The organism is Sphingobium sp. ZW T5_29 (assembly GCF_044987515.1).
Lineage (GTDB): Bacteria > Pseudomonadota > Alphaproteobacteria > Sphingomonadales > Sphingomonadaceae > Sphingobium.
The window spans coordinates 23,007-35,180 of record NZ_JBJDRM010000014.1; the positions used below are offsets into that span (position 1 = coordinate 23,007).

The 12,174-nt window shown below is 63.4% G+C and carries 12 protein-coding genes; 6 read left to right on the forward strand and 6 right to left on the reverse strand.

Going from position 1 to position 12,174, the window contains the following annotated elements; genetic code table 11:
• Nucleotides 1-21: 21 nt before the first annotated feature.
• Genes ACI3KQ_RS12755 through ACI3KQ_RS12765 form a run of 3 tightly spaced genes read right to left on the reverse strand, consistent with a single transcriptional unit; the run spans nt 22 to nt 3,072 of the window.
• Nucleotides 22-1,539, reverse strand: coding sequence for a type II and III secretion system protein family protein (locus tag ACI3KQ_RS12755; protein WP_404958160.1), 1,518 nt, complete (start codon nt 1,537-1,539; stop codon nt 22-24).
• A 1-nt stretch (nt 1,540) separates the two neighbouring features.
• Complete coding sequence (cpaB, locus tag ACI3KQ_RS12760; protein WP_404958162.1) at nt 1,541-2,548, reverse strand: Flp pilus assembly protein CpaB; 1,008 nt, start codon at nt 2,546-2,548, stop codon at nt 1,541-1,543.
• 50 nt (nt 2,549-2,598) lie between these two features.
• Complete coding sequence (locus ACI3KQ_RS12765; RefSeq protein WP_404958164.1) at nt 2,599-3,072, reverse strand: prepilin peptidase; 474 nt, start codon at nt 3,070-3,072, stop codon at nt 2,599-2,601.
• Between the two features lie 42 nt (nt 3,073-3,114).
• On the opposite strand from ACI3KQ_RS12765, the gene ACI3KQ_RS12770 reads away from it, so the two are divergent.
• Nucleotides 3,115-4,080, forward strand: coding sequence for an alpha/beta fold hydrolase (locus ACI3KQ_RS12770; protein WP_404958166.1), 966 nt, complete (start codon nt 3,115-3,117; stop codon nt 4,078-4,080).
• Nucleotides 4,077-5,180 (forward strand): NAD(P)/FAD-dependent oxidoreductase, encoded by a 1,104-nt coding sequence (locus tag ACI3KQ_RS12775; protein WP_404958169.1) that lies wholly within the window; start codon nt 4,077-4,079, stop codon nt 5,178-5,180. Before ACI3KQ_RS12770 ends, ACI3KQ_RS12775 begins: the two co-directional genes overlap by 4 nt.
• 4 nt (nt 5,181-5,184) lie before the next feature.
• On the opposite strand, the gene rnhA is transcribed toward ACI3KQ_RS12775, so the two are convergent.
• The 3 genes from rnhA to ispH are packed head-to-tail and all read right to left on the reverse strand — an operon-like array spanning nt 5,185 to nt 7,622.
• Nucleotides 5,185-5,667: a ribonuclease HI gene (gene rnhA / locus ACI3KQ_RS12780; RefSeq protein ID WP_404958321.1), complete on the reverse strand. Its 483-nt coding sequence runs from the start codon at nt 5,665-5,667 to the stop codon at nt 5,185-5,187.
• Nucleotides 5,668-5,678: 11 nt separating this feature from the next.
• Complete coding sequence (gene thrB / locus ACI3KQ_RS12785) at nt 5,679-6,656, reverse strand: homoserine kinase (RefSeq protein ID WP_404958171.1); 978 nt, start codon at nt 6,654-6,656, stop codon at nt 5,679-5,681.
• A gap of 3 nt (nt 6,657-6,659) precedes the next feature.
• On the reverse strand, nt 6,660-7,622 hold the full coding sequence (gene ispH, locus ACI3KQ_RS12790; RefSeq protein ID WP_404958173.1) for a 4-hydroxy-3-methylbut-2-enyl diphosphate reductase: 963 nt from the start codon (nt 7,620-7,622) through the stop codon (nt 6,660-6,662).
• A gap of 198 nt (nt 7,623-7,820) precedes the next feature.
• Between ispH and ACI3KQ_RS12795 the strand changes: the two genes are divergently transcribed.
• From ACI3KQ_RS12795 to nagZ, 4 genes are all read left to right on the forward strand, one after another.
• Entirely contained in the window at nt 7,821-8,429 is a 609-nt protein-coding gene (locus tag ACI3KQ_RS12795) for a hypothetical protein (protein ID WP_404958323.1), read from the forward strand.
• Nucleotides 8,430-8,541: 112 nt separating this feature from the next.
• Nucleotides 8,542-10,269: an arginine--tRNA ligase gene (argS, locus tag ACI3KQ_RS12800; protein ID WP_404958175.1), complete on the forward strand. Its 1,728-nt coding sequence runs from the start codon at nt 8,542-8,544 to the stop codon at nt 10,267-10,269.
• Nucleotides 10,270-10,291: 22 nt separating this feature from the next.
• The gene (locus tag ACI3KQ_RS12805; protein ID WP_404958177.1) at nt 10,292-11,008 is read left to right on the forward strand and encodes an SPOR domain-containing protein; all 717 of its coding nucleotides are present in this window, start codon (nt 10,292-10,294) and stop codon (nt 11,006-11,008) included.
• Between the two features lie 123 nt (nt 11,009-11,131).
• Nucleotides 11,132-12,145, forward strand: coding sequence for a beta-N-acetylhexosaminidase (gene nagZ / locus ACI3KQ_RS12810; RefSeq protein ID WP_404958179.1), 1,014 nt, complete (start codon nt 11,132-11,134; stop codon nt 12,143-12,145).
• Nucleotides 12,146-12,174: the final 29 nt, after the last annotated feature.

The window sequence follows — 12,174 nt, forward strand, 5'->3', positions numbered from 1 at the left end:
TCATGTCCTTCGTCCTTCGGATCAGAAGCTGAAGCCGGGAGCGGCGTTCGACTTGGCCTGCCGCTTGCCCTCGTTTCGCGCGGGGACGGCGGGCATCGACGATGAAGCCTGCGGGCCGGGCGGTGGGATTTGTTCGACCGGACCACGGCTGGGCATGGGCGCGCGAGCGCCGCTGACGCCATCATGGCCTTGCTGGAGGAACAGTCCCTGTCCCTGGTTGGCGTTGCGGAAGCCGTCAGTGGGCAGGCGCACGTCGGATGCGTTGATCGGCTTCACGAGATACGGCGTGACGACGATGACCAGCTCCGTTTCGTTACGCTGGAAAGAACGCGATTTGAACAGGCTGCCCAGGATGGGGATATTGCCCAGGCCGGGAACCTTGTTGACCGAATTGCCGGTGTCGTTGCTGAGCAAACCTGCAATCATGAAGGCCTGGCCAGAGCCAAGTTCCACCGTGGTTTCAGCGGTGCGCGTCTTTAATGCCGGGACGTTGAGGTCGACCGAGAAGTCGAGGGTCGACACTGTCGGGCGTACGCGCAAAGAGATGCGGCCGTCCGCCAGAACGGTCGGCGTAAAGGCAAGCTGCACGCCATATTGTTTCCATTCCAGGCTGTTGCCCTGCGTGCCGTTGCTCACGGTGTAGGGGAATTCGCCACCGGCCAGGAAGCTGGCGGTTTCCCCCGAAAGTGAAGTCAGGTTTGGCTGAGCCAACGTCGTGGACAGGCCAGCCGATTCGGCTAGGTCCAGCGCGCCGGCGACATCGATGCCGAACAGCTTTGCAACGCCGCCCAGGCTGTACCCGCCATCGATGGGCGAGGTGAAGCTCCACAGATTACGCGCAGGGTCATAATCGGCGAAGTCGCGAGTGCCGCCGCCGACAAAGCCGATCTTGTTGTTGGTGCCGCCGCCGTCGAAGCTGGAGAAGTTCGTCCCAATCTTGTGGCCGACATCGCGGCTGACTTCGGCGATCTTGACCTGCAGGTTGACCTGCAGCGGCGTGGCCGTGCGCAGACGGCTGACCACGGTCACGTCCTTGCCCACGAAAGCCTGAGTCAGGCGCTCGGCCTCCGCCGCGTCTTCAGGTGCGGCGATCGTGCCGGTCAACAGGACCATGCCATTCATCTTGTTTACCGCGATGTTCGCGTTCGGCATGGCCAGGTCCAGCATGTCGTCGATGCTGGTCAGGTTGTTGCCCACCCGGACTGTGCCGGAAAACAGCACCTTGCCGTTCGTCGCGGTCACGAACACGGTCGTTTCGCCCGGCTTTTTGGCGATCAGGTAAAGCTGGTTCTGTGCGCGGACATGAACGTCCACGACTTCGGGATCGGCGATCACCACATCGGACATTTTTGCCGACAGATTGACCACCCGGCTGCCGCCGACCGACATCAGGATCGCATTGTCTTGCATTGCGGCCGGAGCGGCGTTGAGTGCGGCGGTCGGCGTGGCGGCGATGGCGACGGCCAGGCCCAGCGCGATCGCGGGGCCGGCGAGCGGTTTGACCGCTGCCTTGCCTGCGTGAAGGTGGAAACGCTTCATCTTACTTCCCCCCGACCGGAACTTCGGTCACATTGGTGCCGCGAGCGACGCGGATGACAGGGCCGTTCAGGGCGACTGCGCCAGTGCCCGATCCCCCTGCGGGAACGGCTGCCCCCTGCAAAGGCTTGGCGGGGACGTTGCTGCGCTGATAGCGTGACACGTCGGCGCCGGTTGAAAAGGTGCCGCCCCGATCGATCGGACGCGCCGCCAATTTGGCGATTATCGTCTTTTCGGCCTGCTGGCTGGCGCCGTCGGGCAGGTCGATGTCGGCACCGGCGATTGCAGCGTCCAGCTCTGACGGATTATCAGCCAGCGAACGCAGCGACAGCGACAGCGAACCGATCGTCTGCGCGACCGCGATCTTTTCGGCAATCTTGGGCGTCACTTCCAGGGTGACGTTGGAATAGGTCTGGACGACCGGCTTGCCGTCGTCGCCCATCGCGTCCATGCGCTGGTCGGTGGCGAGCACGCGCAGGTTGCGCAGGATCGTTTCGGAAACCTTGAGTGGATCGCCTTCACCCCCGCCGCTGACGCTTTGCGTCAGGACCAGGTCGATGCGATCGCCGGGAAAGACAAATCCGGCGACGGAATTCTGAGCGGACACCGGCACCGTTACGGCGCGCATGCCCGGCCCAAGAGCCGCAGCCAGGAAACCGCGATCACCCGGCTTGATTACCGAACCCAGCGTCATCGGCTGGCCAGCGGAAATGGCGGTGCGGATGACACTACCGATCAGCTTGGCCGGATCAGCCTGTCCCTTGATGTAATAGGCCTGTTCGACCAGATCCTTGGGCCAGGGCTGAAAACGGAAGCTTTCCGCATTCAGGATCGAACCTACGGGCAGCGCCTTGGTGGCGACCAGCACATGGGGCTGGTCTGCTTCCACCGGCATCGCCGATGCACCCGCCTGGGGCGCGCCCGACGAACTCAGCATGTTGCGCGCTAGAAGGGCCGTCGTGACCGCTATGATAAGCGCTCCGACTAGCAGAACGATTTTCTTGGCGTCCATGATGAAATTCGTCTCCCTCAAACAGGCGAGTTCCGCCTGAACCTTCATGATTACGCAAATTGGTTAAGATATCGTTCGCCAATCAGCCACAAAGCCGCCACCGATATTGCGATGCCATAAGGTATTTCTGGCTGGCCCAGTCGGCGGGTCATGCGATGGTGGACAACCGTAACGATAGTGACCACGCCGCCCAGGATCGCCATGACCATCAGCATCGACAACAGGGGTTGCCATGGGAACCAGAGGGCGAGCGCGCCCAGCATTTTTACGTCTCCGCCACCCATGCACCCAAAGGCGAACAGGACTGCGAAAATCGCGAAAACCGCCAGTGCCAGTATCAGCTGTACAGCCATGCCGGGCCAGAACGGCAGGCCATTGGCAAGCCACCAAAGAGGCGCCATGGCCGCGATAGACAGGTTCAGCCGATTGGAGATGATCCGCGACCGCAGGTCCGTTATGGACGCAGCGATCAGCAGCAGCCCCAGGGCGCACAACAGCGCCAGTTTGAAATATTCCCCCGTCATGACTCTAATCTTCTAGACCGGATGGCTTACCAAACCGTAACCATGCGCCCCATGGATTCGCCCCTATTTACTCCACCGGCCTTTGACCGTCGCGCCTGGCCGATGAATGGGCGGCTGGATTTCTGGCATGCGCCCGATGGTTTGCCGCTGCGGCGCTATCGCCTGGGCGACGGCAATCGCGGACGGATGCTGGTGTTGGGCGGGCGCGGCGACATGATCGAGAAATATCTCGAAGTCATCCATCATTGGGCGGAACAGGGGTGGGCGGTCACCACCTTCGACTGGCGCGGGCAGGGGGGATCGGGCCGACTGACCGCCGATCCGCTTTGCGGCCATATCGAAGATTTCGGCCAATGGATCAGCGATCTTGTTAGCTTCGCCACCGACTGGCGCGCCGAAGGCGAAGGTCCCGCCGTGATCGTCGCGCACAGCATGGGCGGCCACTTGCTATTGCGCGCACTGGCCGAAGGGATGCCGACGCCCGATGCCGCGGTTGCCGTTGCGCCTATGATTGGCGTTCATGCAGGCCTGTTGCCGCCTTGGCTGGCTCGTTTCATCGCTAAGGCCATGTGCGCGCTGGGCTTTGAAGCGCGGCAGGCATGGACCCAGAAGGAAGAATCCAGCTGGCAACGCGCCGCCAGGCAAAAACGGCTGACCCATGATCCAGATCGTTACGCCGACGAGCTATGGTGGCGTGATCATAGCCGGGACATCGCCTTGGGACCGCCCAGTTGGAGATGGGTTGCGCAGGCGCTGGAATCGACCCGGACGCTGGCGCGGGCCGAAGCTCTCAAGCGGATCGCGGTGCCCTTGTTGATTCTGGCCGCGCGCTACGACCGGCTGGTTTCCACCCCGGCAATCCAGCGTGTCGCCAAGCGTATTCCCGGCGCACGCCTGCATATCTACGGGCGCGACGCGGCGCATGAGATATTGCGTGAAAGCGATCATGTGAGGATCGACGCGCTACGCCGGATCGACGCCTTTTTTGAAGAGGCTGCTCCCGCATGATCCGGTTTGACATCGTGATCGTCGGCGGCGGCATCGCGGGGGCCAGCCTGGGCGCGCAACTGGCGCGACACGCGTCCGTTCTGATGCTGGAGCAGGAACCGAGCGCGGGCTACCACGCCACTGGCCGTTCAGTCGCCTTCTGGGAAGAAACCTATGGCGGCCGCGTCGTCCAGCCGCTGACGACGGCTTCGGGTCCGATGCTCCGTTCCCCCGCCCCGGATTTCGCCAGCGGGTCCTTTCTGACGCCGCGACAAACCCTCCATATCGGTCGCGCGTCCGACACCGGCGCGCGCGACCGGTTGATGGACGACTTTTCAGACCGGGTCGACTTGCGCCGGGTCGATCCCGCCGCCCTGCTGCCTGGACTGCGTCCTGAATGGACCATTGGCGTGCTGGAACCGGACGTGTGCGACATTGATGTCGCGGCGTTGCATCAGGCCTATCTGCGCCAATTTCGCGGACTGGGTGGTGAATTGCGCACCGCATGCCGCCTTGAAAGCGCCGTCAGCGAAGGGGCGGGCTGGAGGATCGGCACGGAACAGGGCGAAGTCCTTTGTGGCCTGCTGGTCAATGCGGCGGGGGCCTGGGCCGATCATGTCGCCCTGTTGAGCGGCGTCGCGTCCATCGGCATTGCGCCGCTTCGTCGCACGGTCGTGCAATTGCGCGTGCCAACCCTTCCGTCGCCAGACTTGCCTTTGGTCATGGACCTGCAATCGCAATTCTACTTTCGGCCAGAGGGGCGGGACCGCGTCTGGCTGACCCCGCATGACGAAGAACCCTCGCCGCCATGCGACGCCGCGCCGGAAGAACTGGCGGTGGCTCAGGCGATTGCCCGTTTCCAGCAGGTGGTGGACTGGCCGATCGAAGCGGTCGAGCGCCGTTGGGCCGGGCTGCGCAGCTTCGCGCCTGATCGTGCGCCGGTCTATGGGTTCGATCCGATCCGCCCGAATTTCTTCTGGTTCGCGGGACAGGGCGGCTTCGGCATCCAGACCGCCCCGGCAGCCGCACTGCTGGCGGCCAGTCTGGTGACAGGCGATTCGCTGCCTTCATCCATCGCTACGCTGGACACTGCCGCTTATGATCCGGCCCGCTTCCGCTGAAAGATCAGGCAGCCCGGAAGCGTTCCGCTGCGGCGCAGGCGAGTTGGTCGGCCCGCTCATTTTCCGGGTGGCCGGCATGGCCCTTCACCCATTGCCACGCGACTTTGTGGCGGGCCTGCGCGGCGACCAGCGCCTGCCATAGATCGCCATTCTTGACCGGTTTGCGGTCCGCTGTGCGCCAGCCATTTTTCTGCCAGCCGAAAACCCATTTCGTGATGCCGTCCATCACATATTTGCTGTCGGTATAGATCGTCACGCTGCATGGCCGCTTGAGCGCGTTCAGCGCTTCAATGGCCGCCATCATCTCCATCCGATTATTGGTGGTCTGGGCCTCGCCGCCTGAAATTTCCTTCTCGGTGGAACCAGAACGCAGCACCGCACCCCAGCCGCCGGGGCCGGGATTGCCCTTGCATGCTCCGTCGGTAAAGATTTCGACCTTGGAAGCGGCACTAACCCCGCTGCCCTGCGAAGTCGGGGGGGCGGACATCTGGTCGGCCATTATATGTCCAGCAAATCCGCTGGAGTGGCCTTCGCGTAGAAGTCCAGACGCCGCAGATAGGCGAGCGGGTCCTTGCGCGTCACCATCGCGTCGGCGGGCGTGTTGATCCAGTCATAGGCGCGGGTCAGCAGAAAACGCAGCGCGGCGCCCCGGCACAGGATAGGAAAAGCCGCCCGTTCCGCTGCCGACAGCCCATGCGCCGCTTCATAGCCTGCGATCATCGCGCGTCCCCGATCGCCGAACCATGTTGCACCGTCGTTGCTGAAACACCACGCGCCATGCGTCACCGCCAGATCATAGGCGCGGATGTCGGTGCAGCTGAAGTAGAAGTCGATAAGGCCAGTGACCTCTTCGCCCAGCATCAGCACATTGTCCGGGAACAGGTCGGCATGAATGACGGCGCGGGGCAGGTCGGCCGGCCAGTGCCCATCCAGGAAGGCGAGTTCATCGGCAACGCGTTGATGAAGGCCCGGGGCGATGTCGTTGAAATGCTCGCCGCATTTGTCGGCCAGGTCATGCCAGCCCGGCAGATCCAGCGCGTTGCGGCGTTCGCCCGCAAAACCTTCCGCCGCCTTGTGCAATTGTCCTAGCGCCGCACCCGCCGCACGCGCCTGCCCGGCTGTCGGTTCAGTCACCGAAATGCCGGTCAGAAATTCGATCAGGCAGGCCGGACGGCCGCTCAATTGCTGCAAACGCCTGCCCTCGCGATCGGCGATAAAACGCGGCACCAGGCAGCCCCGGTCCCCCAGATGGTCGAGCAGGTCCATGAAGAAGGGAAGATCGGCTTCATCCACGCGCTTTTCATACAGCGTCAGGATATAGCGGTGGCCATTGCCGTCGGCGCCGGTGGTTTCCAGCAGATAATTACTGTTTTCCACGCCCTCGGCGATGCCCTTGGCCGATACCAGCCGACCAGCGTCATAGCGGGTGAGGAAGGCGTCGATATCCTCCGCCGGAACATGGGTATATACGGCCATGGTTCAGGCAGGCTCCAGTCCACGCGGCAGCTTGAAAGCGATGTTTTCGCGTGCGGTTTCCAATTCTTCCTCATCCACCTCAAATTGCGTGCGCAGTTGGTCGATCACTTCGCGCACCAATATTTCGGGGGCCGACGCGCCTGCGGTCAGCCCCAAGGTCTTGACGTCGCGCAGCCAATCGAAGTCGATCTCGTCGGCGCGCTGGATCAAGCGGGCAGGCGTACCTTCGCGCTCGGCGACTTCGACCAGCCGGACCGAATTGGAACTGTTGGGCGCGCCGATCACGTAAATCGCCTCACATGCCGAAGCGATCGCCTTGACCGCCGATTGACGGTTCGACGTGGCGTAGCAGATATCTTCGCCCTTGGGCGCATGGATCGCCGGAAAGCGACGTTGCAGCGTCGCGACGATCGCCGCCGTATCGTCCACCGAAAGCGTCGTCTGCGTCAAAAAGGACAGGTTATAGGGGTCAGCGGCGGTGAAGCGCTCCGCATCCTCGACCGTTTCGATCAGCGTCATGTGGACGGCGTCCACCTGGCCGAAGGTCCCGATCACTTCCGGGTGGCCCCTGTGCCCGATGAACAATATGTGACGGCCCGCTTCCACCTGCCGTTCCGCCTGGCGATGCACTTTGCTGACCAGTGGGCAAGTGGCGTCCAGATAGTTGAGGCCGCGTTCCTCCGCCTTGGCCGGGACCGCTTTAGGGACGCCATGGGCGGAAAAGACTACGGGCACGCCGTCGGGCACCTGATCCAGTTCCTCGACAAAGACCGCGCCCTTTGCCCGCAAACTATCGACGACATATTTGTTGTGGACGATTTCGTGCCGGACATAGACGGGCGCGCCATATTTCTCGATCGCCTTTTCGACGATGACAATGGCGCGGTCGACGCCTGCGCAAAAGCCGCGCGGCGCGGCGATCAGCAGTTTCAGATGCGGGCGGCCGGTGGTCGAAGGGGCGGTCATGACTGCCGCTTAGGCCAATGTCGCGCCGGAAGAAAGGGGGGAGAGGGGCGTCTGGGGGCTGTACCGCTCCCCATTGCGCGGCGCAGTTTGGATGGCGCGTTCCTTTCGGTTGCGCACCGGGCGGGCTGCGGATAAGAAGCCCCACGCCTTTTCCCCAAGGATTATCCCGTGACCTTTTCCCGAATTGCGCTGACTGGAATGCTTGCCCTGGCTCTAGGGGCCTGTTCGAACCGGGGAGAGATTGATTCCACTGGCGGCATCGTGGCGGTTCGTTCGGCCTGTCCGGTGGCGGCCATTCCCGCACAGACTGGCGACATCACACTGTTCAGCCCGGCTGGCCGCACAGACGCCGCGGCCATAGATGTGGTGGCGAACATCACCGATTTGCGGTCGACCTGTTCGGAAGGCGCGCAATTTTATAGCGAGGCGACGTTCACCGTAAACGCCCGCCGCAGCGACGCCAGTGTCGCTCGCCAGGTTACGCTGCCCTATTTTTCCGCCGTGGTCCGTGGCGGTAACGCCGTGGTGGCCAAGCGCATCGGTCAGGTGGTCCTCGATTTCCCTGCGGGTCAATATCGCGCCAGCACGACCGCCAAGGCGGGTTCCTATGTGGACCGGACGGCAGCGACCCTGCCCGCCGACATCCAGCGCAAGATCACGCAGAAGCGTAAGGCGGGTGATGAAGATGCGGCGATTGACCCATTTTCCCAGCCCGACGTTCGCGCGGCGCTGCAACGCACCAGTTTTGAATTGCTCGTGGGCTTCAATCTGACCCAGGACCAGCTCCGATATAACGCTACTCGTTAAAGCCAGCCATTCACCCGTTCGGGCTGAGCGTGTCGAAGCCCTCTACTTGTGAAGAGAAGAGCAGCCTTCGACAGGCTCCGGGACGAACGGATGTTTTGAGAAAGTTCGTTCCTTGTCCCTCTATATCCGTTTCACCGCCCATCTGAACGCCGTGCTCGACGCGCTGGAGGCTGATGGCACGCTGCCTGCCGGGCTCAATCGCAAGCCGGTGACGGTAGAACCGCCCCGCGACCCAAGTCACGGCGACCTGGCCACCAACGCGGCCATGGTGCTGGCAAAACCTGCCGGTACGAATCCGCGTGCGCTGGCGGAAAAGATCGTCGCGGGCCTTGAACAATTGGACGAGGTGGAAAGCGCAACCATCGCCGGACCCGGTTTCATCAACCTGACGCTGACCGACCCCACATGGCGCACGGAACTGGCCGCCATCCATGCCGAAGGCGCTGATTATGGTCGGTCGCAGATGGGTGACGGCGTCACCGTCAACGTCGAATATGTCTCGGCCAATCCGACCGGCCCCATGCATATGGGCCATTGCCGTGGCGCGGTGGTGGGTGACGCGCTCGCAACCCTGCTCGAATATGTCGGGCACAAGGTCATTCGCGAATATTATATCAACGACGCGGGCGGCCAGGTCGACGTGCTCGCGCGTTCAGCCCATGTCCGTTACCGCGAGGCATTGGGTGAAGATGTGGGCGCGATCCCCGATGGCCTGTATCCCGGCGACTATCTGGTCCCCGTTGGCCAGGCGCTGGCCGCCGACTTTGGCGATAAATATGTAGGCGCGCCGGAGGATGAATGGCTCGTCCTGTTCCGCACCCGCGCCGTCGCCGCGATGATGGATATGATCCGCAGCGACCTTGGGTTGCTGGGTATCCGTCATGACGTCTTTTCATCCGAAGCCGAATTGCAGGCCGCCGGAAAGCCCGAAGCCGCCGAGAAATGGATGCGCGACCATGACTTCGTCTATGATGGCGTGCTTGAAGCGCCCAAGGGCGACACGCCCGAAGACTGGGAGCCGGTCGAGCTGCCCCTGTTCCGGTCGACCCGCTTCGGCGACGATCAGGACCGCCCGATCAAGAAGTCGAACGGCGCATGGACCTATTTCGGCGCGGACATGGCCTATCATTTCCAAAAGGCGCAGACTGCCGACCAGCTGATCGACATCTGGGGCGCGGACCATGCCGGTACGGTGAAGCGCATCCAGGCCGCCGTCGCTGCGCTGACGGAAGGCAAGGCGCGCTTCGACGTCAAGCTCATCCAGATGGTCCGCCTGCTCCGCGATGGCGAGCCGGTGAAGATGTCCAAGCGGGCGGGCAATTTCGTCACGCTGGCCGATGTCGTGCGCGAAGTGGGCAAGGATGTGGTCCGCTTCACCATGCTGACGCGCAAGGCCGATGCGCAGATGGACTTCGATTTCGCCAAGGTGGTGGAGGCGTCGAAGGACAATCCGGTCTTCTACGTTCAATATGCCCATGCCCGTATTTCCTCACTGGGCCGCAAGGCGCAGGAGGCGGGCATCGATCTTCCCGCACCCGACCTGTCCCGCCTTGGGACGCAGGAGCTGGGGCTGGTGAAGCTGGCGGCGCAGTTTCCTCGCGTGGTGGAAGGGGCGGCGGCGGCCCGTGAACCCCACCGTATCGCCTTTTATCTCAATGACTTGGCTTCGGAATTCCATGGCTGGTGGAATGTCGGAAACGATAATCCCGACGCGCGGGTCATCCAGATGGGCGATCCCGCTACCACATCCGCGCGCCTTTTCTTGAGCCGCGGAATCGGGCAGATCATCCGCAACGGCCTTGCCCTGATGGGCGTGGCCGCTTTGACGGAAATGCAATAGGCCAAGCGGAGGCAAGGGTAAGATGGGCGACTATGCGCGGGGGAGGCTCGATCTCGACGATGACGAGCGTCTGCCCTGGCTCGAGCCTGCCATGGAAGATGAAGACGAGGATGGCCTTTCGCCGCTGCGGCTGCTGGGCTTCATCCTGTGTGGCCTGTTGCTCATCGGTGTCGTCGTTGCGGGCGTGTGGCTCATGCAGAATCGGGGCGACGCTGGCGGCGAGGGCAAGCGGATTGCCGCGCCCGCCGGTGACTACAAGGTCCCGGCGAAGGAAGCCGATGCCAAGAAGTTCGACGGCGAAGGGGATGCCAGCTTCGCGGCCAGCCAGGGCGTGGCCCGTGATGGCCGCATTGACCCCAGCCGCGTTCCTGAAGCCCCGATCAGGCCTACCGGACCTGCCGGTGATGCGCGCGTCGCCATTCCCGGCAAGCCGTCGCAGAGCGTGACGGCGCGCGTGGCGGATGAAACCAACGCACGTCCCGCCGCCAGCCAGCCGACGCGCGGCGCAGGCGGTGCCGTGATCCAGCTGGGTGCTTATGGCAGCCAGTCGGGCGCACGCGACGCCTGGGCGCGGCTGTCGAAGCGTTTCGCCTATCTGGCTCCGCTCACCATGTCGGTCGAACCGACGCAGGTCGGCGGCAGCACGCTCTATCGCCTTCGCGCCTCCGCCGGACCACAGGCCAGCACGCTTTGCGGCAAGCTGAAGGTTGCTGGGGAAAGCTGTATCGTCGTCAATTGACGATGGCCTGAAAGGGCGCGCGCCGGGATCTGGCGCGCGCTCGTTTCGGCAAGATCGCCCTGACGGTTCCGATCCCAAGAAACCCCTTCGACAGCAGCGTTTCCACCCGCTACCATCTTCGGCATGAAACCCGTCATCTTCGGCCTGTCAGGCGAAACCCTTACCCCTGACGAGCGCGCTTTCTTTGCCGATGTGCAGCCCGCGGGCTACATTCTCTTTCGCCGCAATATCGCCGATCGCCAGCAGCTTCGCGCCCTGACCGACGACCTGCGCGCGCTGCATGGCCGCGACGACCTGCTCATCATGATCGATCAGGAAGGCGGACGCGTTGCACGGATGCAGGCGCCGGTCTGGCCCAGCTTTCCCCCTGCCGGGATGTTCGACCGCCTTTATGATGTGGCACCGTCCAGCGCCATCGCCGCCGCCCGCGCCAACGCGCACGCCATCGCCGTCACTCTGGCGGAGGCGGGGATCACCGTCGATGCGCTCCCGCTGCTTGATGTACGCCAGGAAGGCGCCAGCGACATCATGGGTGATCGCACATTCGGGACCGAGCCCATGCGGGTGGCCGCTTTGGGGCGCGCCGTCATCGAAGGACTGGCAAAGGGTGGCGTCGTCGGCATCGTCAAGCATATGCCGGGGCATGGACGGGCGCTGGTCGACAGCCATCTGGGCCTGCCGGTCGTCACCGCAGACGAAGATGCGCTGCTGACTGACCTCGCCCCGTTCCAGACGCTCAAGGGCGCGCCGATCGGCATGACCGCCCACGTCGTCTACACCGCCTGGGACGCTGACTTGCCCGCCAGCCTTTCGGCCACCGTCATCGACACCATCATACGTGGAAAGATCGGCTTTGACGGCCTGCTGATGTCGGACGACCTGGACATGAAGGCGTTAAGCGGCAGCATCCCTGAACTTGCCGCAGCAGCGGTGGCGGCGGGGTGCGACTTGGCGCTTAATTGCTGGGGTCGAATGGATGACATGGTGGGGATCGCCCGTCTGCTGCCCGACATCGGCGTGAAGTCAAAGGCCCGCTTGGACCGCGCCATGGCGTCGGCCAAGCTGGACAGGGATAATCCCCCGCTGGAAACGCTGCTGGCCACGCGCGACCATCTGCTGGCGATGGCGGCCGCGTGAGCTTTCCGGCGACAGATATTCTTCACGCG

Bases quoted from the DNA above. Each gene is read 5' to 3' on its own strand.
- ACI3KQ_RS12755 (WP_404958160.1), bottom strand. From the start codon at position 1,539: ATGAAGCGTTTCCACCTTCACGCAGGCAAGGCAGCGGTCAAACCGCTC.
- cpaB (WP_404958162.1), bottom strand. From the start codon at position 2,548: ATGGACGCCAAGAAAATCGTTCTGCTAGTCGGAGCGCTTATCATAGCG.
- ACI3KQ_RS12765 (WP_404958164.1), bottom strand. From the start codon at position 3,072: ATGACGGGGGAATATTTCAAACTGGCGCTGTTGTGCGCCCTGGGGCTG.
- ACI3KQ_RS12770 (WP_404958166.1), top strand. From the start codon at position 3,115: ATGCGCCCCATGGATTCGCCCCTATTTACTCCACCGGCCTTTGACCGT.
- ACI3KQ_RS12775 (WP_404958169.1), top strand. From the start codon at position 4,077: ATGATCCGGTTTGACATCGTGATCGTCGGCGGCGGCATCGCGGGGGCC.
- rnhA (WP_404958321.1), bottom strand. From the start codon at position 5,667: ATGTCCGCCCCCCCGACTTCGCAGGGCAGCGGGGTTAGTGCCGCTTCC.
- thrB (WP_404958171.1), bottom strand. From the start codon at position 6,656: ATGGCCGTATATACCCATGTTCCGGCGGAGGATATCGACGCCTTCCTC.
- ispH (WP_404958173.1), bottom strand. From the start codon at position 7,622: ATGACCGCCCCTTCGACCACCGGCCGCCCGCATCTGAAACTGCTGATC.
- ACI3KQ_RS12795 (WP_404958323.1), top strand. From the start codon at position 7,821: ATGCTTGCCCTGGCTCTAGGGGCCTGTTCGAACCGGGGAGAGATTGAT.
- ACI3KQ_RS12805 (WP_404958177.1), top strand. From the start codon at position 10,292: ATGGGCGACTATGCGCGGGGGAGGCTCGATCTCGACGATGACGAGCGT.
- nagZ (WP_404958179.1), top strand. From the start codon at position 11,132: ATGAAACCCGTCATCTTCGGCCTGTCAGGCGAAACCCTTACCCCTGAC.